The sequence below is a fragment of the Kibdelosporangium persicum genome (assembly GCF_013280595.1).
Taxonomy (GTDB): Bacteria; Actinomycetota; Actinomycetes; order Mycobacteriales; family Pseudonocardiaceae; genus Kibdelosporangium; species Kibdelosporangium persicum.
The window spans coordinates 190,780-209,819 of sequence record NZ_JAAATY010000006.1; the positions used below are offsets into that span (position 1 = coordinate 190,780).

General features: G+C 68.6%; 23 protein-coding genes. 12 read left to right on the forward strand and 11 right to left on the reverse strand.

The window, feature by feature from the left end; translation table 11 throughout:
- The first annotated feature begins 7 nt into the window (after positions 1-7).
- Positions 8-1,804 (forward strand): glutamine--fructose-6-phosphate transaminase (isomerizing), encoded by a 1,797-nt coding sequence (gene glmS / locus GC106_RS13665; RefSeq protein WP_173129321.1) that lies wholly within the window; start codon positions 8-10, stop codon positions 1,802-1,804.
- A 50-nt stretch (positions 1,805-1,854) separates the two neighbouring features.
- Positions 1,855-2,241, forward strand: coding sequence for a VOC family protein (locus GC106_RS13670; RefSeq protein WP_173129324.1), 387 nt, complete (start codon positions 1,855-1,857; stop codon positions 2,239-2,241).
- A gap of 27 nt (positions 2,242-2,268) precedes the next feature.
- On the opposite strand, the gene GC106_RS13675 is transcribed toward GC106_RS13670, so the two are convergent.
- Positions 2,269-3,072, reverse strand: coding sequence for an alpha/beta hydrolase (locus tag GC106_RS13675; protein ID WP_173129327.1), 804 nt, complete (start codon positions 3,070-3,072; stop codon positions 2,269-2,271).
- Positions 3,072-3,857 (reverse strand): DeoR/GlpR family DNA-binding transcription regulator, encoded by a 786-nt coding sequence (locus tag GC106_RS13680; RefSeq protein ID WP_173129330.1) that lies wholly within the window; start codon positions 3,855-3,857, stop codon positions 3,072-3,074. Before GC106_RS13680 ends, GC106_RS13675 begins: the two co-directional genes overlap by 1 nt.
- A gap of 174 nt (positions 3,858-4,031) precedes the next feature.
- Between GC106_RS13680 and GC106_RS13685 the strand changes: the two genes are divergently transcribed.
- From GC106_RS13685 to GC106_RS13700, 4 genes are read left to right on the forward strand one after another with little or no spacing between them, the layout of a single operon-like run.
- A complete protein-coding gene (locus tag GC106_RS13685; protein WP_173129333.1) occupies positions 4,032-4,910 on the forward strand; it encodes an SIS domain-containing protein in 879 nt (292 codons plus the stop codon).
- Positions 4,907-5,791, forward strand: coding sequence for an ROK family protein (locus GC106_RS13690; protein ID WP_173129335.1), 885 nt, complete (start codon positions 4,907-4,909; stop codon positions 5,789-5,791). Before GC106_RS13685 ends, GC106_RS13690 begins: the two co-directional genes overlap by 4 nt.
- Entirely contained in the window at positions 5,788-6,660 is an 873-nt protein-coding gene (locus GC106_RS13695) for a 1-phosphofructokinase family hexose kinase (RefSeq protein WP_312872634.1), read from the forward strand. Before GC106_RS13690 ends, GC106_RS13695 begins: the two co-directional genes overlap by 4 nt.
- Positions 6,657-7,487: a class II fructose-bisphosphate aldolase gene (locus tag GC106_RS13700; protein ID WP_376777739.1), complete on the forward strand. Its 831-nt coding sequence runs from the start codon at positions 6,657-6,659 to the stop codon at positions 7,485-7,487. Before GC106_RS13695 ends, GC106_RS13700 begins: the two co-directional genes overlap by 4 nt.
- Here GC106_RS13700 and GC106_RS13705 read toward each other — a convergent pair.
- Positions 7,457-8,656, reverse strand: a complete 1,200-nt coding sequence (locus GC106_RS13705; RefSeq protein WP_217280470.1) for an MFS transporter — start codon at positions 8,654-8,656, stop codon at positions 7,457-7,459. The genes GC106_RS13700 and GC106_RS13705 overlap by 31 nt on opposite strands.
- A complete protein-coding gene (locus GC106_RS13710) occupies positions 8,653-8,856 on the reverse strand; it encodes a hypothetical protein (protein WP_173129341.1) in 204 nt (67 codons plus the stop codon). The genes GC106_RS13705 and GC106_RS13710 overlap by 4 nt, the downstream gene beginning before the upstream one ends.
- 164 nt (positions 8,857-9,020) lie before the next feature.
- Here GC106_RS13710 and GC106_RS13715 point away from each other — a divergent pair, with 164 nt between their 5' ends.
- Complete coding sequence (locus GC106_RS13715; RefSeq protein WP_246365631.1) at positions 9,021-9,341, forward strand: putative quinol monooxygenase; 321 nt, start codon at positions 9,021-9,023, stop codon at positions 9,339-9,341.
- Positions 9,342-9,526: 185 nt separating this feature from the next.
- Here the strand turns inward: GC106_RS13715 and lspA are convergent, their stop codons facing one another.
- Together lspA and GC106_RS13725 are read right to left on the reverse strand one after the other, a co-directional pair.
- Positions 9,527-10,033, reverse strand: coding sequence for a signal peptidase II (gene lspA, locus GC106_RS13720; RefSeq protein WP_173129345.1), 507 nt, complete (start codon positions 10,031-10,033; stop codon positions 9,527-9,529).
- 11 nt (positions 10,034-10,044) lie between these two features.
- The gene (locus tag GC106_RS13725) at positions 10,045-10,500 is read right to left on the reverse strand and encodes a pyridoxamine 5'-phosphate oxidase family protein (protein WP_173129347.1); all 456 of its coding nucleotides are present in this window, start codon (positions 10,498-10,500) and stop codon (positions 10,045-10,047) included.
- Positions 10,501-10,541: 41 nt separating this feature from the next.
- Between GC106_RS13725 and GC106_RS13730 the strand changes: the two genes are divergently transcribed.
- Positions 10,542-10,712, forward strand: a complete 171-nt coding sequence (locus tag GC106_RS13730; protein WP_217280472.1) for a hypothetical protein — start codon at positions 10,542-10,544, stop codon at positions 10,710-10,712.
- Positions 10,713-10,788: 76 nt separating this feature from the next.
- Positions 10,789-11,826: an AAA family ATPase gene (locus GC106_RS13735; protein WP_217280473.1), complete on the forward strand. Its 1,038-nt coding sequence runs from the start codon at positions 10,789-10,791 to the stop codon at positions 11,824-11,826.
- 9 nt (positions 11,827-11,835) lie between these two features.
- Here the strand turns inward: GC106_RS13735 and GC106_RS13740 are convergent, their stop codons facing one another.
- From GC106_RS13740 to GC106_RS13750, 3 genes are all read right to left on the reverse strand, one after another.
- Positions 11,836-12,348 carry a hypothetical protein gene (locus GC106_RS13740; RefSeq protein WP_173129353.1) on the reverse strand — a complete coding sequence of 171 codons (513 nt, stop codon included), beginning with the start codon at positions 12,346-12,348 and terminating at the stop codon, positions 11,836-11,838.
- 131 nt (positions 12,349-12,479) lie between these two features.
- The gene (locus GC106_RS13745) at positions 12,480-13,466 is read right to left on the reverse strand and encodes a tyrosine-type recombinase/integrase (RefSeq protein WP_376777733.1); all 987 of its coding nucleotides are present in this window, start codon (positions 13,464-13,466) and stop codon (positions 12,480-12,482) included.
- A 374-nt stretch (positions 13,467-13,840) separates the two neighbouring features.
- Positions 13,841-14,209, reverse strand: coding sequence for a hypothetical protein (locus GC106_RS13750; protein ID WP_173129359.1), 369 nt, complete (start codon positions 14,207-14,209; stop codon positions 13,841-13,843).
- A gap of 72 nt (positions 14,210-14,281) precedes the next feature.
- On the opposite strand from GC106_RS13750, the gene GC106_RS13755 reads away from it, so the two are divergent.
- Positions 14,282-15,238 (forward strand): helix-turn-helix transcriptional regulator, encoded by a 957-nt coding sequence (locus tag GC106_RS13755; protein WP_173129362.1) that lies wholly within the window; start codon positions 14,282-14,284, stop codon positions 15,236-15,238.
- On the opposite strand, the gene GC106_RS13760 is transcribed toward GC106_RS13755, so the two are convergent.
- Both GC106_RS13760 and GC106_RS13765 read right to left on the reverse strand, forming a co-directional pair.
- Positions 15,207-15,995 (reverse strand): class I SAM-dependent methyltransferase, encoded by a 789-nt coding sequence (locus GC106_RS13760; RefSeq protein WP_173129364.1) that lies wholly within the window; start codon positions 15,993-15,995, stop codon positions 15,207-15,209. The genes GC106_RS13755 and GC106_RS13760 overlap by 32 nt on opposite strands.
- Positions 15,996-16,041: 46 nt before the next feature.
- Positions 16,042-16,554: a DUF4232 domain-containing protein gene (locus GC106_RS13765; RefSeq protein ID WP_173129367.1), complete on the reverse strand. Its 513-nt coding sequence runs from the start codon at positions 16,552-16,554 to the stop codon at positions 16,042-16,044.
- 148 nt (positions 16,555-16,702) lie between these two features.
- On the opposite strand from GC106_RS13765, the gene GC106_RS13770 reads away from it, so the two are divergent.
- Together GC106_RS13770 and GC106_RS13775 are read left to right on the forward strand one after the other, a co-directional pair.
- Entirely contained in the window at positions 16,703-18,019 is a 1,317-nt protein-coding gene (locus GC106_RS13770) for a M14 family zinc carboxypeptidase (RefSeq protein ID WP_173129370.1), read from the forward strand.
- Between the two features lie 33 nt (positions 18,020-18,052).
- Positions 18,053-19,039: a zinc-binding dehydrogenase gene (locus GC106_RS13775; protein ID WP_173129372.1), complete on the forward strand. Its 987-nt coding sequence runs from the start codon at positions 18,053-18,055 to the stop codon at positions 19,037-19,039.
- Position 19,040 lies beyond the last annotated feature (1 nt).

Consider the following 19,040-nt stretch of genomic DNA (forward strand, 5'->3'; position numbering starts at 1 on the left):
ACCCTATATGTGCGGGATCGTCGGCTATGTCGGGCATCGGGACGCGGTGCCGGTGTTGCTGGAGGGGCTGCAGCGCCTGGAGTACCGCGGTTATGACTCGGCGGGGCTGGCGCTGGTGCACCGTGGCCGGTTGAAGGTGCACAAGGCCGCGGTGCGGGTGCGTGAACTGAAGGAGCAGGTCGGCAAGGCACCTGGCGTGGTGGGCATCGCGCACACGCGGTGGGCGACGCACGGTGAGGTCACCGACGTCAACGCCCACCCGCACACCGACACCTCGGGCCGCTACGCCGTGGTGCACAACGGGATCGTGGAGAACTCCGACGAGCTGCGCGCGAAGCTGGTGGCGCAGGGTGTGGTGTTGCAGTCGGAGACCGACACCGAGGCGTTGGCGCACATGATCGCCGCGGCCGCCGAGCAGCACGAGACGCTCGAGGAGGCGGTGCGCGCGGCGCTGCGGGGCGTGGAGGGCACCTACGGTCTGGTGGTGCTGGACGCGCGGCGCCCGAATGAGCTGGTGGTGGCGCGTAACGGCAGCCCGATCGTGCTGGGTGTCGGTGAGGGCGAGATGTTCATCGCCTCGGACGTGGCCGCGTTGGTCCGGCACACCCAGCGGGTGGTGTACCTGGAGGACGGCGAGATCGCCACGGTGCGGGCCGGGGACTTCGAGACCAGCGGCCGCGCGGAGACGGTGGACCTGGCCGACGAGGACTACCAGCTGGGCGAGTTCCCGGACTTCATGCGCAAGGAGATGGCCGAGCAGCCCGAGGCGGTACGCCGGGCGCTGCGCGGGCGGCTGGACTCGCGGTTCGCCACCGCGCGGCTGGGTGGTCTGCGGCTGGACCCGCGGGATCTGCGGGCGGTGCGGCGGGTGAAGTTCCTGGGCTGCGGCACGGCGTACTACGCGGGGCAGATCGGCGCGAACCTGGTGGAGGAGCTGGCGCGTATCCCGGCGGACGCCGAGCCGGCGTCGGAGTTCCGTTACCGCAACCCGGTGGTGGACTCGGACACGCTGTACGTGGCGATCTCGCAGTCCGGCGAGACCCTGGACACCCTTGCGGCGGTGCAGGAGCTCAAGCGCAAGGGCGGCAACGTGATCGGCGCGGTGAACGTGGTCGGGTCGGCGGTGGCGCGGGAGTGCGGCAGCGGTGTGTTCCTGCACGCCGGGCCGGAGGTGTCGGTGGCCTCGACGAAGGCGTTCACCAACATGGCGGTGTCGTTCGCGATGCTGGCGTTGTGGCTGGGCCGGGTGCGTGACCTCTCGGCGGCGCACGGCTCGCGGCTGGTCTCGGCGTTGCAGCAGCTGCCCGACCAGATCGCCTCGATCCTGGAGACCGACTACGAGGTCGCGGCGATCGCGCGGAAGTACGCGCAGGCCAAGCACATGTTCTTCATCGGCCGGGTGCGGGGCTGGCCGGTGGCACGGGAGGGCGCGCAGAAGCTCAAGGAGATCTCCTACGTGCACGCGGAGGCCTACCAGGCCGCGGAGCTCAAGCACGGGCCGCTGGCGTTGATCGACAGTGCGATGCCGAGTGTGGTGATCGTGCCGCAGGACGAGTTGCTGGCCAAGAACATCGCCACGATCGAGCAGATCAAGGCGCGTGGTGGCCCGGTGATCGTGGTGACCAACGCGGATCTGCCGGACGGGCTGGCCGACGCGGTGCTGCGGGTGCCGCGCAACGAGCCGGAGCTGGACCCGATCCTGCTGACCATCCCGTTGCAGATGCTGGCCTACCACGTGGCCTCGGCGCTGGGCCGGGACATCGACAAGCCGCGCAACCTGGCCAAGAGCGTGACGGTGGAGTAGGTCCGTTTCGTTCAAGACGCCGGCGAGTGGATGTTTCTAGGGTGCGGCCCATGACTGTTCGACTGAATGCGATCTCGATCGTGGTCGCGGACATGGGCCGGTCCCTGGCCTTCTACCGCCGCCTGGGGGTGGCCGTCCCGGCGGACGCGGACGGCCAGCCGCATGTGGAGGCGCCGTTGCCGGGCGGGCTGCGGCTGCTGTGGGACACCGAGGACGTGGTCCGGTCGATCGATCCGGACTGGGTGCGGCGCGGCAGCGACGGGATGTCGCTGGCGTTCGAGGTGGACAGCCCGGCCGAGGTGGACACGCTGTACGCGCAGCTGGTGGACGCGGGGTATCACGGTGAGCGGCAGCCGTGGGACGCGTTCTGGGGTCAGCGGTACGCGGTGGTGCACGATCCGGACGGCAACGGCGTGGACCTGTACGCCGCGCTGTAGCCCTGTGTTGCTGTAGGCCTGTGTTTTTCAGAGGGTTATGGCGTCGATCAGCTGCGGGCCGTCGAGCAGGACGCGGTCGTTGTGGTCGGCGCCGGGGATCTCCACCAGTGTCGCGTTGCCCGCGCGGGCGACCTCGCGGCTTTGCTCCGGCGGGATGACCGAGTCGGACGTGCCGAGCACGACCGTCACCGGCGCCGTGACGCGTGGGATGGTCTCGGCGACCGGGAACCGGTCGCGCAGCAGCAGCCGCACGGGCAGGAACGGGTAGTGCTCGTGGCCCGCGGCGGCCAGGTCGGTGAACGGTGAGCGCAGCACGAGCGCGGCGGGTGGGTGTTCGACGGCCAGGTCGGTGACGACGGCCGAGCCGAGGCTTTCGCCGTAGTAGATCAGCTGGGCCGGCGGGATGCGCAGGTCGTCGACCAGGAACCGGTGGGCGGCGCGGATGTCCTGGGCGAGGCCGTCTTCGGTGGGGGTTCCGGGGTTGCCGCCGTAGCCGCGGTAGTCGACGAGCAGGACGGCCATGCCTTTGGCCGACAGCGCGGTGGCCAGGGGCGCGCGGTTGACGCGGTTGCCGGCGTTGCCGGGTGCGACGAGCACGACCGCGTACGGGCCGGGTTGTGCGGGTGGCACGAGCCAGGCGCCGAGGTCCAGGCCGTCGCTGGTGCGCAGCCGGACGTCTTGCGCGCCGGGCAGCACCTGGTTGGCGGGCGGGACGGGGCTGGTGTCGGGCAGGTAGATCAGTGCGCGCTGGAACAGCCAGACCAGGCCGAGCAGCAGCAGGAGCACCGCGGCGATCGCGGCCAGCGTGTACATGATCTTGGGCCGGGTCATCAGGCGCGGATGACCCGGACGCCCGCGTCGGTGAACTCGCCGACCACACCGGGCTCGGCGCCCGAGTCGGTGATGAGCACGTCGACCTGGCGGATCGCGCAGATGCGGGCGAAGGCGTGGCGGCCGAGTTTGGAGTTGTCGGCGACCACGATGACCTGGCGGGCGCGGGCGACCATCAGCTGGTTGATGCTGGCCTCGCCTTCGTTGTACGCGGTGGCGCCCGCGCTGGCGCTGATGGCGTCGACGCCGAGGAACAGGTGGTCGAGGGTGAGCTGTTCGAGCACCAGGGTGCCCAGCGGGCCGGTGAGCTCGTAGGACTGCGGGCGTACGACACCGCCGGTGACCACGATCTTGACGTGCTGGCGCACGGTCAGTTCGTTGGCGATGTTCAGGGCGTTGGTCACGACTGTGAGTGCCGCTTCGCCGCCTGCCGCGTGCAGGTCCGCGCGGGTGGCCAGCGCGCGGGCGACTTCGGTGGTGGTGGTTCCGCCGTTGAGGCCCACGACGCTGCCGGGGCGGATGAGCGCGGACGCGGCGCGTGCGATGCGGTCCTTCTCGGTGGCGTGGCGTGCGGTCTTGTAGCGCAGCGGCAGGTCGTAGGAGACGTTGTTGGCGGTGGCGCCGCCGCGGGTGCGGGTGACCATCTGCTGTTGGGCCAGGCGGTCGAGGTCGCGGCGGATGGTGGCGGTGGACACGTCGAGTTCTTGCGCGGCGGAGTCGACTTCCAGGCGCCCGTCGCGAGCGATGATCTCCAGCAAGGCGTTCCATCGCTCGTGTGACGCCATTGTTCCTCCAGTTCCGCTGACCCGAATCGGTGCAGATCGTCACAGTAAACCGGGTCGAACGCCAACAACCACGCCCAGTGTTGCGTGAACGTGCACGCTCTGACCTAGTATGAAACAGAAATGCTCATCGGTAGTCAGGCAGTGCGGTCCTAGGGTGGAGCGAGGTCGGGTCTTATGAGTCACGCGTCGGAGGAGATCGCCAGCCAGCCGTCCTGCTGGCGCGCGGCCATCGAGGTGGCCGCGGCCAAGCCGGCCGGGCTGCCCGAGCCCGGTGAGCGGGTGGCCGTGATCGGGTGCGGAACGTCGTGGTTCGTCGCCCAGGCGTACGCGGTCCTGCGCGAGCGTGCGGGCCAGGGCGAAACCGACGCGTTCACCGCCTCGGAGTTCCCGGTGTCGCGCCGCTACGACCGGGTGGTGGCCATCTCCCGGTCGGGCACGACGACCGAGATCCTGCGGGCGCTGTCGCAGATCGACCGCCCGGCGAAGATCACCGCGATCACCGCGGTGGCCGGCAGCCCGGTGCGCGACCAGGCCGACGAGGTGCTCACGCTGGGGTTCGCCGACGAGCAGTCGGTTGTCCAAACACGGTTCCCGACGACATTGATCACGCTACTTCGCGCACATCTCGGCGAGGACGTCACCGGGCTGCCCGGCCAGGCCGAACGGGCGCTGGGCCTACCATTGCCCGACGACCTCGACGGGTTCCGGCAGTTCACGTTCCTCGGATCGGGCTGGACGCTCGGCCTGGCCCACGAGGCGGCACTGAAGGTGCGGGAGGCCGCGCAGGCGTGGTCGGAGTCGTATTCCGGCATGGAGTACCGGCACGGCCCGATCGCGGTCGCGGACATCGCGTCGCTGGTGTGGGTGTTCGGCGACGCGCCGCACGGCCTGCTCGACGAGGTGCGGGCCACGGGCGCGCACGTGGAGGTGTCGCTGCTGGATCCGCTGGCCGAGCTGGTGCGGGCGCAGCGGATGGCGGTCGGGTTGGCCGACCGGCGCGGCCTGGACGTCGACGCGCCACGGCATCTGACCCGCTCGGTCATCCTGACGTGAGCGTTGTCGCGCTGGATGTCGGCGGGACGTTGATGAAAGGCGCGGTCGTGCAGCGCGACGGCACCGCGCGGACCGTGGAGCAGCGGCCGACTCGTCCCCAGCCGGACACCGTCGAGGGCATCCTGCGGTTCGCCGCCGACCTGGCCGAAACCGCGGGACCGGTACGGGCGGTGGGGCTGGCGGTGCCGGGGATCGTGGACGAGCAGCGCGGCATCGCCCGGTATTCGGCCAATCTCGGATGGCGTGACCTGCCGCTGCGTGACATCGCCGCGCAGCGGCTGGGCCTGCCGGTCGCGTTGACGCACGACGTACGCGCGGGCGGCGTGGCCGAGCACGAGTTCGGCGCGGCGCGGGGTGTGGACGACTTCCTGTTCCTGCCGATCGGCACGGGAATCGCGGGCACGGTGTTCACCGGCGGCGTGCCGTATCGCGGCGCCGACGGGATGGCCGGGGAGATCGGGCACGCACCCGTGCCCGCCACCACGATTGGCGCAGCCGACGAGCCGTGCGCGTGCGGGCAACGCGGGTGTCTGGAGACCTACGCCTCGGCGGCGGCACTGGTGCGCCGTTACGGCGACCCGGCGTTGAGCGCGGCGGACGTGGTCGCGCGGGTGCCGAGCGATCCGCGCGCGGCGACAGTGTTCTCCGAAGCGGTCCGCGCGCTGGGGTTCGCGTTGACCACCTACACGATGCTGCTGGACCCCGCGTTGATCGTGATCGGCGGCGGGCTGGCCGAAGCGGGCGAGACGCTGCTGGCGCCGGTGCGCGCGCAACTGGCGGTGGGCGTGTCGTGGCGGATGCCGCCGCGGGTGGTAGGCGCTCAGCTGGGAGCGTCCGCGGGCCGGTTGGGTGCGGCGATCCGCGCGTGGGAGGTGGCGTGAAGAACATCGTCACCGTCACGCTCAATGCCGCGCTGGACGTCACCTACCACGTCGACAGCGTGCAGCCGGGCCACACTCACCGGGTCACGCAGGTACGGACCCGTCCAGGCGGCAAGGGCGTGAACGTCGCCGCGGTGCTGACACAACTGGGTGAGCCCGTGATCGCGACCGGGTTCGCCGGACCCGAACTGGGCGCGCAGCTACCGGGGTTCGTGCCGATCGCGGCCGAGAGCCGCCGCACGGTCACGGTGGTCTCCGCTCAGGACGGCACGGCGACGCTGTTCAACGAGCCAGGCCCCGAGGTCAGCGCGGCCGAGTGGACGCAACTGCTGGCGCGGTTCGACCGGCTAGCCGCCGAGGCGAGTGTGCTGGTGTTGTCGGGCAGTCTGCCGCGCGGGCTGCCCCCGCGGGCGTACGCCGAACTGATCGGCCGCTGCCCGGTACCGGTCATCCTCGACACCGACGGCGAGCCGCTGCGGCACGGCATCGCGGCCCGTCCCGCGCTGGTCAAACCCAACGCCGACGAGCTGGCCAGGCTGCTTGGCCGACAACCCGACCTGCCGGCCGACTGTGTGGCGTTGGGCGTGCCGGTGGCCGCGACACTGGGCGCCCACGGCGCGGTGCTGTCCACCGCGGACGGTGTGTGGACCGCGCGCCCGCCACGTGAGCTCGCCGGCAATCCGACCGGCGCCGGGGACGCGTTCACCGCCGCGCTGGCACGCGGGATGGCGCACGGCACGCCGTGGCCGCGGATGTTGGCGGACGCGGTGGCCTTGTCGGCGGCCGCCGTGCTCAGCCCGGTCGCGGGCGCTTACGACCCGGCGGCGTACCGGGACTTCACTGATCAGGTGACTGTGGAGGAAAGCTGATGCTGGTTGCGACGACGGCGATCATCGAAGAAGCGATCCGCACCGGCACCGGCGTGGGCGCGTTCAACGTGATCACGCTGGAGCACGCCGAAGGGATCGTGACCGGCGCGGAAACGGTGAACAAACCGGTGGTGCTGCAGATCAGCCAGAACTGCGTGCGGTTCCACGGCGGGCGGCTGCTGCCCATCGCCCGGGCCGCCGCCGCGGTGGCCGCCGAATCATCCGTGCCGGTCGCGCTGCACCTGGACCACGTCCAGGACGAGCTGCTGCTGCGCCAAGCCGCGGACGCCGGGTTCGCCTCGGTCATGTACGACGCCTCCACCCTGCCCTACAGCCAGAACGTGCAAGTCACCCGCAACGCGGTGGAATGGGCGCACCGGGTCGGGCTCTGGGTGGAAGCCGAACTGGGGGAGGTGGGCGGCAAGGACGGCGCACACGCACCCGGTGTGCGCACCGACCCGGCGGACGCGGCACGGTTCGTGGCCGAGACCGGCGTCGACGCCCTGGCGGTCGCGGTCGGCAGCTCACACGCGATGACCTCGCAGACCGCCTCGCTGGACCTGGAACTGATCACCCGGATCCGGGCCGCGGTGCCGGTCCCGCTCGTGCTGCACGGATCGTCCGGCGTGCCCGACAGCCAGCTCCGGGCCGCGGTCCGGCACGGCATGGTGAAAATCAACATCGGGACAGCGTTGAACGTCGCCTTCACCCAGGCCGTGCAGGCCGCCGATCTGCGGATCGCCGACCCGCGCAAGTACCTCGCCCCCGCACGGGACGCGGTCGCGCACACCGTGGCTCATTTGCTGGGCGTGCTGTCCATCTGCTGACCCGGCACCGGGATACGCCGTACGACGAGCACCGCGACGACACCGACCACACATAACCCGGTCAGCAACAGGAATCCCGCGTCGAACGCGCCGGTCGCGTCCTTGAGCGCGCCCAGCGCCCACACCGCGGTGAACCCGCCGAGGTTGGCCCAGAAGTTGCCGAACCCGCTGATCGCGCCGGCCACCGAGCGGCCGAGGTACTGGATCGGGATGGCGAACAGCGGCCCGAAGTAGAGCTGGATGACGATCGAGTTGACCGCGACCATCGCGATGATCATCGGCAGCGAATCGGCCAGCACGAGCCCGACCAGCGACGCGGCCACGATCGTCAGCGACACACCCACCACCGCCAAGGGCCGTCCCGTCCTGTCGGCGACGTAACCGCCCATGATGTTGGACGGCGCGGTCAACGCCGCCCCGAGCGCGACCAGCAATCCCGCGGTCTGGATCGAGTAGCCCTTCTCCACCACCACGAAGCTCGGCAGCCACATGACCACGCCATGAGTCGCGGCCAGCCGCACGAACTGGATCACCGACGTCACCGCCACGATCGGGTGCCTGAGCAGCTTCGGCAGCTCCCGCAGCGGCGGCTGTTTCCTGGCGCCCGCGTCGGTGCCGTTGTTACCGACCAGCCAATACGCGATCAGCACCACCACGCCCAGGCCCGCGCACAACACGAACACCCCCTGCCACCCCAACGGCCCGACCAGCAGCGGCCCGACGAGATTGAGCACGATGCTGGAGGAGAACCCGCCCGCCACATACAGTCCCATCGCCGTGGCCTGCTTACCCGAATCGAACTGGCGGCTGATCAGCACCAAACCGGGCGCGAACGCCATCGACCGCAGCACACCCGACACGGCCTGGTTGGCCAGCAGCCAGCCGTAGGAGTCGATCAGGGCGAACCCGAGCGCGAGAACGTTCACCCCCAACAGGCCGAACAGGAACATCTTCCTGGTGTCGGTCCGGTCGGCCAGCACCCCGACCGGCACCTGCATCAGCGCATAGGTGAACGTCGACGCCGCGGCCAGCGTGCCGCCCTGCGCGAACGACAACCCCAGGTCACCGCGGATCAACGGCAGGAACAAGGCGATGCCACCGGTGACCAGCGCCTGCGAACTCTGACACAGCACGATCAACGCGATCGTGATTCCCCGCCGCTTGATCACCGGCCCAGCTTGCCCCACCCACCGGCACCCGCGACAGTGGCGACCGGCTTCGGCGACATCCGAGACATGGTCGGCTGCGAGGACCAATACCGCAACGCGTTCCTGCTCGCGGTGCCGAACCAGGCACCGCCGACCGTACCGAAGGAACCATCGGCGAAACTGGCTGTCCACAACCCGCCGGTAACCCTTCTACCAGGCATTACCCGCCGGTAGACTGGGTCCGGGGTCGCCCCCCAGGGTGTGGCGGGGGCATGCCTACGGGCTTCAAGGCGACGGTCCTGGGTTGCCGTCGCGGAATACGGCAACCACCCACCACGCGCCGCAACGGACATTCGGTTCGGAAACAGGCACTCAGCCCGCACCGATGAGTTCCGGCGCCCCGGCCCGTCACAGGTACATGCTGATCATCGCCGGACACCTGACCGTCGACCCCGCCCACCGCGACGCCTTCATAGCCGCCCACCACGACCTGCTGCGCCGCGCCCGCCAGGCACCGGGCTGCCTCGACGTGGCCATCACCGCGGACCCCCTGGACCCCGCGCGCATCAACAACTACGAACGCTGGGAATCACGCGAAGACCTCGACCGGTGGCGCGCCGTGGCGAACGCCCCGAACACCGGGATCACCATGCACAACGTCGCCGTCAGCCTGTACACCGTGACCGACGAACGCCCACCGTTCTAGGTCGTGTTTCGAATGTCCCGGTCGATGAGAGTCTGCCCCGGCCGGAGGCCGGAATCGGCTCGGTGGGGCGGTTCCTGGCGTCGCCGCGGGATCGCCGCGAATACTGGTTGTCTTTGGGCGGTCCCGCGGTGGCGTCAGGGGCCGCATCCGGCCCGGCTATCGCGATCGGGCATTTGAAACACGGCCTAGTCCTCGGCCTTCTTCTGGTCCTCGCCGCCGAACAACGCGGGGACCAGCAACAACACCGCTCCGCTGAACAGCGCGATGTCCGCGACGTTGCCGACGAACCAGCCGTTGTAGTCGATGAAGTCCACCACGTGCCCACGCGCGAACCCGGGCTCGCGGAACAACCGGTCCAGCAAGTGCGTGATCGCCCCGCCCAACAGCAGCGACAACGCCACCGCCTGCACGCCCGATGCGGGTTTGAGGGCGAACCGGATCAGCACGACGACCGCCACCGCGGTGATGATCGTGAAGATCCACGTCGATCCGGCGCCGATGGAGAACGCCGCACCCGGGTTGTACAGCAGCCGGAACCGCAGGAACTCGCCGAGCACCGGGATCGGCGCACGACCGGGCAGCGTCGACTCGGCCCAGAACTTCGTCGCCTGATCCAGCGCGACAACGAGCACGGCCACGGCGAACACCACCGGCACACGGGCGGCGAGCGGGCGAGAGGCTGACGTATCCATCGCCGCCCACCCTATTGGGCAAGCCAGGCCCCGCCACGCATCAGGTCCCGGCCGGCGAGCTCGTCCGCCTCACGCCACGCCTGCACCCGCTGCGGCCGCAGCCGGAAGTACAAGTACCCGTCCAGCTCGCGCGGGTCGAACCCGGTCCGGGCGGCGAACGCGTCACCCACCTCCCGCTCGACCTCTCCAGCCGACTCGACGGTCGCTTCGACCATCACCACATCACGCGTGGGCCCGAACCCCAACCGCGCCTTGCCGGTGACGCGCAGGTTACGACCGGTCGGACTGGCCGCCGGGGTGGCCACCAACACCGTCTCGCCATCCCACAGGAACGACAACGGCACCAGATAAGGCGTCCCGGTCGCCGGGTCGGCGGTCGCGACCCAGGTGTCCACGTCAGTGTCCAGTCGATTCCGGGTGTCGTGCAGCCGCTGCGCGAACTCACGCGGCCCAGTCGTGTCACTCATGAGCATATGTATAGGGGAGCGCCGCGCCGGACGAACCGCAGATGGAAGGGCTCTACATCAAAGTCGAACAGCACGGCCAAGTCACCGAACGCTACAAGTGGGTACGGCCCACGTTCCTGACCGCAGTGCTGGACTCCGGCTCACACTGGGCCGACCGGCCCATCGTGCCGAACGGACTGGCCAACCCGGCGGTGATGTATGGAGGTGTTTGACCGGCTCTGCCCATCCGGTCCACCGTGGACGATCGCATGGCCGTCCATCCGCTCGGAGTTCTGGTGGATCCGCCGGATGACAGGCGTACCCCAGGACCACCAGCACCACGCCGAAGGCGACGTCGAAACCCACACCCGCATGGCCGCCTCAGCACTGGTCGCCTTGCCCGAATGGCGCGCACTGCCACGCGACCGTCAAGTACAGATGTTCGCCGCCGTGCTACTCCACGACGTCGCCAAACCCGACTGCACCCAACACGTCGACGGCCGCATCACCGCACACGGCCACTCCCGCCGCGGCGACCTGCTCACCCGCCGCATCCTCTGGGAACTCGGCGCCACACCCCCATGGCGCGAACACGTCGCCGCACTGGTGCGCCACCACCAAATCCCGTTCTGGGCACTGGAACGCCCCGACATCGAACAGATCGCCTTCCGCGTCAGCCTGCTCGCCCGCAACACCGACCTCGCCATGCTCGCCACCGCCGACATCCTCGGCCGCATCTGCACCGACACACCAGAAGTCCTCGACAACATCGCCCTGTACCGCGAGTACTGCACGGAAACCGCATGCCTGGCACAACCACGTGCCTTTCCCTCCGACCACGCCCGCTTCATGTACTTCCGCACACCCGGCCGTGACCCCGACTACGACGCCTACGACGACACACGCCTCACCGTCACCGTCACCGTGATGTCCGGCCTGCCCGGCGTCGGCAAGGACACCTGGATCGCCGCCCACCGCCCCGACCACCCGGTGATCAGCCTGGACACCCTCCGCACCGAACTGCGCGTCAAACCCACGGACGACCAAAGACCCGTCATCAGCGCAGCACAAGAACAGGCACGCAGACACCTGCGCGCCGGAGAATCCTTCGTGTGGAACGGAACGAACGTGTCCAGGCAGATCCGGCAACAATCCATCGGACTCGCCGCGGCCTACAAGGCACGAGTGGAAGTGGTCGCACTGGAGGCACCACTGGCGCTGATCAAGTCACGCAACGCCGCGCGCCCAGAACCCGTACCCGCCGCGGTCATCGACCGCCTGGTGAACAAATGGGAAACCCCCGACCCGACCGAGGCGCACAGCGTGCGCTGGCTGAGTACGGAGTAGGGGAGAGAACTACTCAGGCTTGGCGGTCAGCAACGCGAGAACCTGGTCCATCTTGGAATCAAGCCCTGCGGCCACCTGATCAATCTTGGAATCAAGCCCCGCGGCCACTCGGTCTATCTTCGAGTCAAGGCCGTCCAGCTTCAACGAATGTTCCTGTTGGCCGCGATCCAGCCTCTCCAGGCGACCGGTGTGTTCGCGCTGCGTGGATTCCACACTGGTCAGGCGACTGTCGACATCATCCATCCTGATCTCGACACGGCCGAGCCTTCCTTCGAGCCCACCGAGCCGGACGTCCACAACGTCGAAGCGCGCGCCGACCCGGTTCATCCGGCAGTCGAGACTGCTCAACTTGGTGGTCACCGTGGTCAGCGCCACCTGCATGTCACCTATGCGGCGACTGTGTTCCCGCTGTGTCTCGCTGATGGTGGCCACCATCTTCATGGTGGCATCCGCTACCTCATAGAGGCCCTCCACATCTGCCGTGATCTGTCCCATCCGAAACCTCTTCTCGGGGATCGACATGCGGCCACCCTACCGGCTCCACGCCGCCCCTGAAGCGCTTCAGCCGCCCTCGGAGCCAAGGATCACTCGACCGGGTTGACCTGCGGAAATCCCACTTTTTGCGGTCCCAGAGGACCACCCGTGACCGCAGGCTACGAGTCGGGACTCGTGACCCCCGGCTCGAGCCCGGACAACGCGCGATACGTGCGGTTGCCCGCGGCCGCCGCCCGGCGTTCCCGTCCCGTCGCCTCGATGTAGTTCTGGCTCGTGTTGAGGTTGGCGTGCCCGAGCAACGCCATGATCTCCGCGGCGTTCGCACCGTCCTCGGCCAGCCGGGTCGCGAACGTGTGCCGCAACGCGTGCAGGTTCGCCCCGGTCGGGACCTGATCACGGATGCCCGCCCAGCGATAACTCGTCTTCACCAGGTAGTCCAGCGCGCCACGGCCGATCGGTTCGCCGCGGTAGTCCAGCAGCAGGGCGGAGTTCGGGCCGAACCGCTGGTGCGGGAACCGCTTCGCGCACGACGCCAGATACGCGTCGATCACCCGCTCCAGCGGGGGCTCGATCGGGATGGACCGTTCGCGGCTTCCCTTGCCTTGGACGTGCAGCCGCTGCTCGCCGGGCCTGCCGACCAGCGAGGACCGTTGCAGCGCACGGACTTCCGCCGACCGCAGGCCGGCGACCAGGCCGAGCGCGATCACCAGGACGTCGCGCTCCGGCCAGGGGTCACGGGCTTTGCGTGCCCCGGCCGCCGCGGCCGCGAGGAGCCGTTCGGGAGTGTCCTCACCACGCAGGGGCTTGGGGGAGGGCGGTGGTGCTTTCGGCCGGGTGACCGCGCCCATCGGGTTGCCTTCCAGCAAACCGTCGGCCACACAGAAGTTGAGGAACTGGTTCCAGGTCGACCAGGCCCGTGCCACCGAGGTTTTGGCGTGTTCGTCGGCGAACTCGCCGAACGCCGTCCGCAACGCCGGAACCGTCAGGTCCTGAATGGTTAGCTCGGCTACCGATTTGCCGGCGCCGTCGGCCAGTAGGGAAGTGATGCCGGACAGGTCACGGCGGTAGGCGGCAGTGGTGTGCGGGGAGTCCTTACGAGGTTTGCGGGCGACGAAGAACGCGTCCTGGGCGTGGAGCAGCAGCACGTGATCTTGATACCGGTAACCACCGACAATCCACATTTCAGCGTCCGTTGAATTCATGCATAACGGTCATTATGCATCAAACCGGACAAGCCTCAGTCTGTCGACGGCCAGAGACCTACGCGTCTTACGTCACGGTGACGATTCAATACATGCCTGATGTGCGCCTGACTCAACCAAGGGCGGCATCCTCCCGAAACCGTCACGGCTCGACCGCGAGCCCCAACGAAGGTTTCGCGTGAACGCGCCGACGGAGCGACGCCGAGCGCGACGGACAGCCTTTGAGTGCCGGAAAACGAGTCCGTGAAGCCTCTTTCAGCCTTGACCAGTCGATCATCCCTAAGTTCGATAATCTACATTATGTCAAGTAACGGCTGTCAGGCCTCCCCGTCGAACTGGTCGGCGGCCAGGGACAGGGACGCCTTCTGCAGGATCGCCGGGATGTCCGCATCCGGGCAGTCACGCTCGTAGGCCGCGGCGACCTCGATGAACGCCTTGACACACCCGTTGACCATCAGCTGTGCGCGTTGGCTGAGTTCCTCGGCGACTTCCTGGGCTTTCTGGCGCACGATGGCGCCACATTCGGCCGGTACTCCCCCCACGTCCATGGTGATGTCGAGGGCTCCGTGCCGAAGCAGCGACAAGGCCGTCCTGATGTCCTCGGTGTCCTCGGAACCTCGCAAGGCGCCGTGTGCGACGGTCAGGACGCCGACTCCGGCCTGCATCGCTTCGATCCTGTTGATCATCTGCCCAGCATCGCATGCCTGGCCGTGGTAAGCGCTCATCCGGTGAGCACTTTGTGTGCGAGGCTCTCCCCTATGCGTGCTGACCGGCTTGTCGCGGCGTTGTTGTTGATGCAGTCGCGGGGTCGGGTGACGGCTGCCGAGCTGGCCGCGGAGCTGGAGGTCTCGGTGGCGACCGCGCGTCGTGATCTGGAGGCGTTGTCGGCGGCGGGAATCCCGGTGTACCCGCAGGCCGGGCGTGGTGGTGGGTGGCAGTTGGTCGGCGGTGCCCGGACTGACCTCAGTGGACTGACCGCGGCGGAGGCGCAGGCGTTGTTCCTGTTGGTGGGGCCGGCGGCGGCGATCGCGCCGGAGGCGAAGGCGGCGTTGCGGAAGTTGGTGCGGGCGTTGCCGGACACGTTCCGGGCGGACGCGGAGGCCGCGGCGAGTGCGGTGGTGATCGATTCGAGCAGGTGGGGTGAGCGGGAGAAGGTCCGGTCGGGTCCGGTGGAGGTGTTGCAGTCGGCTGTGGTGCGGCGGCGGAAGGTGCGGTTCCGGTACACGAATCGGGCGCGTCAGGTGACTGAGCGGGTGGTTGATCCGTGGGGTTTGGTGGACAAGGACGAGGTCTGGTACCTGGTGGCCGGGACGGAGAGTGGTCAGCGGACGTTCCGGGTGGATCGGATGCTGGACACGGAGGTGACCGACTCCCCTGCCGCGCGGCCGGATGATTTCGACTTGTCGGTGGCGTGGGACGAGGTGGTCGATCGGGTGGAGCGCCGGCGGGGTTCGGTGTCGGCGGTCGTGGTGGCGCAGTCGAGGCATTTGTTCGTGTTGCAGGACCAGTTCGGCCGGCAGTGTGAGGTGCTGGAGGAGTTGCCGGACGGCCGGGTGCGGGTGAGGCTGGCGGCGCCGGCGCCGATCATGATCGCGCAGGTGCTGGCGGGGTGGGGCGCGTTGGTGGAGGTTGAGGAGTCGGACGCGGTGAAGGCCGAGTTGGCTCGACTCGGGTCGGAGTTGGTCAGTCGCTACGGATCCCGAGGAGCATCGTGACGGTGACGTGTTCGGTGTACGGCTGGTGCGGGCTGAGCGCGCGGTGGATGTCGTGGTGGAAGGTGTCGCGGTCGGTGGGCAGTTGTTCGGGTGAGAGTGCGGAGTAGACGCCGCCGACGATCTGGTCGATGTCCAGGGCTGTTGTGTAGGTGATTTCGTGGGTGTGGACGGTGTATCCGGCGGTGGTGAGGCTGTCGCGGTAGCGCTGTTGGGTGGCGGGGTCGGTGCCGCAGGTGGCGGCGAGGGGCCGGCCGAGCCAGTTCTCCATGAAGGTTCTCAGCGCGCGGGACCAGGTGGTGTCCTGGAGCCAGAGCGGAGTTCCGTTGGTGATGACCGCTACTCCCCCTCCGGTGCGCAGTAACGGGTGCGCGGTGCGGAAGAGGGTGTCGTGGTCCATCCAGTGCAGGGCTTGGCCGATGGTGATGAGGCTGACCGACTGGGGGCCGAGTAGCGGGATGAGGTGGGGCAGGTGGGTGTCGCCGCCGAGCAGCCAGGTGATGGGCCGCTCCCCTGCCGCGGCGCGGGCGTGGGCGAGCATGTCGGGTTCGATGTCCATGCCGATGACCGCGCCGGTGTGGTCGGTCAGCGGGATGGTGAGTTGTCCGGTGCCGCAGCCGAGGTCGATGGCGATGGCGATGGCGGTGTCGGTGGTGGTGAGGGTGAAGACGGTGGTGAGGGTGTCGAAGACTTCGGGTGGGTAGCCGCGGCGGTAGCGCTGGTAGTAGTCGGCGACGTCGCCGCGGAATCCCCTGCTCATGGTGTCAGCGTGCTGGTGGGGCGTGCCGGGCGGCCAGTGGTTCCGCTCAGGGCGTGATGGTTTTCCAGGCGCTGAGGCCGAGTGTGGTGGTGTTGCCGAGGTCGATGCCGCCGTCGGGTTCGACGGTCTGGAAGGCCTGGCCTGGTGCGGGGGCGATGTCGAGGTAGGCGCCCTGGGTGGCTTTGCGGTCGGTCTGGGTGACGAGGTTGCGCCAGAGCAGTCCGGCGTGGACGGTGTGGCCGGGTTCGAGGGTGATGGGTTGGGGTGGTGCGTCGAATCCTTCGACGGTGGCGACGCCGGCGGTTCCGTGGCCGATGTGGGCGTCGATGGGTTGGCGGTTGTGGTCGAGGATGCGGATGTCGGCGTAGCCGTTGATCTGGGCTGGGGCGGTGCCTTGGTTGGTCAGTTGGATGTCGAGGCTGCGCAGGCCCATGGCGGCGTCGACGGCGCCGAGTTGGATGACGAGTTTCGGTGCGGGTGCGGGTGGTGGTGGGGCCGGTGGAGGTGGTGAGCCGCAGGCGGTCAGCAGGAGCGTGGTGAGGATGATCAGGTGTCGCACGTGATCATCCTTTCAGGCGATACTGTCTGTTTACATGTGACCACCGTTCGTAGGTTCTAATCACAGGTATGTCACCTCATACTCGCGTTCGGCGCGGCGGTCGCCCTGTCCCCTGCATTGGCCGTCGGCTCCTTGTGGAGGTGTGTCCATGAAGTTGCGGATCGGTGTGGCCGTTGCCGGTGTGGTGGTGCCTTTGGTGCTGGTCAATACCCCTTCGGCGGCCCAGTTGGAGACGGCGCGGCTGGAGGTGGAACAGCCGGATGCGACGCCGTATTACTGGCAGGTTCCGGGGGCTGGTGAGCGGCGGTTGAAGCTCGCGGGGTTCGATGTCGAGCACGGTGCCGGCGGTGCTGTGCAGGTGGTCGGTGATCAGTCGGTGGCCGATCGGCTGGCTGGGTTGGGGTATCGGCCGGTGCGGCACGACACGGTGTACAAGGAGGTCCTCCCCCGCGTTCAGGACGTGGGTGTGCAGACGTTCTACGGTGGTTATCGCACTGCGGCGGAGCATTCGCGGCGTCTGACGGATGTGGCGGCGGCGTATCCGGCGTTGACGCAGGTGTACGACATCGGTGACAGCTGGCGTAAGACGCAGGGTCAGGGTGGGCATGACATCCGGGCGGTCTGCATCACGCGTAAGCAGGCCGGGGATTGTGCGTTGAGCCCGAATTCGGCCAAGCCGCGGTTCGCGTTGATCGCGCAGTTGCATGCGCGGGAGCTGGCGACGGGTGAGTTGGCGTGGCGGTGGATCGATCACTTGACCAGGGGGTACGGCTCGGACGCCGAGGTGACGTCCATTATGGACACCACGGAGTTGTGGGTGGTGCCGGTGGCCAATCCTGACGGGGTGGACATTGTGGCCTCGGGCGGGAATCAGCCGTTGATGCAGCGCAAGAACGCCAACAACCCGACGGGGTGTTCGGGTGCGACGGGCGGGGTGGATCTGAACCGCAACTCGACGTTCAAGTGGGGTGGTGCGGGGACGTCGCGGTGTGGTGAGACGTATCAGGGTCCGTCGGCGGGGTCGGAGCCGGAGACGAAGGCGTTGGAGGCGTGGTTCCGGCAGTTGTTCCCGGATCAGCGTGGTCCGGGTGACACCGATCCGGCGCCGGTGACGACCAGGGGTGTGATGATCACGGTGCACAGCTACGGCAACTTGATCATGCCGCCGTGGGGGTGGACGTGGAACGCGAATCCGAACGCGGCGGGTCTGCGGGCGTTGGGGCAGAAGATGGCGGCGTTCAACGGGTACACGGTGCGGGCCGAGGGTGACACGACCGGGACGACGGATGATTTCACCTACGGCAACCTGGGTATCGCGAGTTACACGTTCGAGCTGGGGTCGTCCAGTGGTAACTGTGGCGGGTTCTTCCCGCAGTATTCGTGTGTGGACAGTTTGTTCTGGCCGCGGAACAAGGGGGCGTTGCTGACCGCGGCGCGGGCGGCGAAGGCGCCGTACGCGAGTTGACCTCGACTTGGGTTGAGGTTGCAGGCTGGGCGTATGACGACACGTGCGATTCGGCAGTACGAGTTCGGCCCGGCTGAGGTGTTGCGGTTCGAGGAGGTGCCTGCCCCGGTTCCTGGCCGGGGTCAGGTGCGGATCAGGGTGGCGGCGGCGGGTGTGCATCTGCTGGACACGTCGATCCGCAGTGGTGCGAGCGGTGGGCCGTTTCCGTTGCCGCGGTTGCCGATGACGCCGGGCCGTGAGGTGGCTGGTGTGGTGGACGCGGTGGGTGAGGGTGTGGATCAGGCGTTGTTGGGTGCGCGGGTGGTGGCGCATCTGGGGCAGGCCAGCGGTGGGTATGCGGAGTTGGCGGTGGCGGGTGTCGAGTCGTTGCATGAGCTGGCGGATCATGTGGCGTTCGACAAGGCGGTGGCGATGATCGGCACCGGTCGGACGACGTTGGCGGTGTTGGAGATGGCGGCGCTGACGAAGGATGACGTGGTGTTGGTGCCCGCGGCCGCGGGTGGGATGGGTGCGTTGCTGGTGCAGGCGGCCAGGAATGTGGGTGCGTTCGTGGTGGGGTTGGCGGGTGGCGCGGAGAAGGTCGCGCGGGTGCGGGAGTTGGGTGCGGATGTGGTGGTGGATTATCGGGTGGATGGGTGGCCGGATCGGGTTCGCCAGGCGCTGGGTGAGCGTGAGGTGTCGGTGTTTTTCGACAGTGTCGGGGGTAAGACCGGGCGCGCGGGGTTCGAGTTGCTGGGGCTGGGTGGCCGGATGATGGTTTTCGGGTGGTCGTCGGGTGAGCCGGTGGAGTTCACGCCGGCGGAGTTGGTGGGGCGGAGTTTGTCGGTGTCGGCGGCGTTCCGGGCGCGGGTGTTGCGGCGTCCGGGTGGGGTGCGGGGGTTGGAGACGGCGGCGTTGGCGGCGTTGGCGCAGGGTGAACTGGTGCCGTTGACGCAGTCGTTCCCGTTGGCGGATGCGGCGGCGGCGCATCGGGCGTTGGAGACACGCGGCACGGTGGGCAAGGTGGTGCTGGTGGCGTGAT

What these genes read in the sequence shown, in the direction of transcription:
- GC106_RS13755 (WP_173129362.1), top strand. Translation starts at nt 14,282, where the DNA reads ATGCGTGCTGACCGGCTTGTCGCGGCGTTGTTGTTGATGCAGTCGCGG.
- GC106_RS13715 (WP_246365631.1), top strand. Translation starts at nt 9,021, where the DNA reads ATGAGTTCCGGCGCCCCGGCCCGTCACAGGTACATGCTGATCATCGCC.
- GC106_RS13740 (WP_173129353.1), bottom strand. Translation starts at nt 12,348, where the DNA reads ATGTCGATCCCCGAGAAGAGGTTTCGGATGGGACAGATCACGGCAGAT.
- lspA (WP_173129345.1), bottom strand. Translation starts at nt 10,033, where the DNA reads ATGGATACGTCAGCCTCTCGCCCGCTCGCCGCCCGTGTGCCGGTGGTG.
- GC106_RS13735 (WP_217280473.1), top strand. Translation starts at nt 10,789, where the DNA reads ATGACAGGCGTACCCCAGGACCACCAGCACCACGCCGAAGGCGACGTC.
- GC106_RS13680 (WP_173129330.1), bottom strand. Translation starts at nt 3,857, where the DNA reads ATGGCGTCACACGAGCGATGGAACGCCTTGCTGGAGATCATCGCTCGC.
- GC106_RS13710 (WP_173129341.1), bottom strand. Translation starts at nt 8,856, where the DNA reads ATGCCTGGTAGAAGGGTTACCGGCGGGTTGTGGACAGCCAGTTTCGCC.
- GC106_RS13770 (WP_173129370.1), top strand. Translation starts at nt 16,703, where the DNA reads ATGAAGTTGCGGATCGGTGTGGCCGTTGCCGGTGTGGTGGTGCCTTTG.
- GC106_RS13675 (WP_173129327.1), bottom strand. Translation starts at nt 3,072, where the DNA reads ATGACCCGGCCCAAGATCATGTACACGCTGGCCGCGATCGCCGCGGTG.
- GC106_RS13685 (WP_173129333.1), top strand. Translation starts at nt 4,032, where the DNA reads ATGAGTCACGCGTCGGAGGAGATCGCCAGCCAGCCGTCCTGCTGGCGC.
- GC106_RS13725 (WP_173129347.1), bottom strand. Translation starts at nt 10,500, where the DNA reads ATGAGTGACACGACTGGGCCGCGTGAGTTCGCGCAGCGGCTGCACGAC.
- GC106_RS13750 (WP_173129359.1), bottom strand. Translation starts at nt 14,209, where the DNA reads ATGATCAACAGGATCGAAGCGATGCAGGCCGGAGTCGGCGTCCTGACC.
- GC106_RS13670 (WP_173129324.1), top strand. Translation starts at nt 1,855, where the DNA reads ATGACTGTTCGACTGAATGCGATCTCGATCGTGGTCGCGGACATGGGC.
- GC106_RS13760 (WP_173129364.1), bottom strand. Translation starts at nt 15,995, where the DNA reads ATGAGCAGGGGATTCCGCGGCGACGTCGCCGACTACTACCAGCGCTAC.
- GC106_RS13775 (WP_173129372.1), top strand. Translation starts at nt 18,053, where the DNA reads ATGACGACACGTGCGATTCGGCAGTACGAGTTCGGCCCGGCTGAGGTG.
- GC106_RS13730 (WP_217280472.1), top strand. Translation starts at nt 10,542, where the DNA reads ATGGAAGGGCTCTACATCAAAGTCGAACAGCACGGCCAAGTCACCGAA.
- glmS (WP_173129321.1), top strand. Translation starts at nt 8, where the DNA reads ATGTGCGGGATCGTCGGCTATGTCGGGCATCGGGACGCGGTGCCGGTG.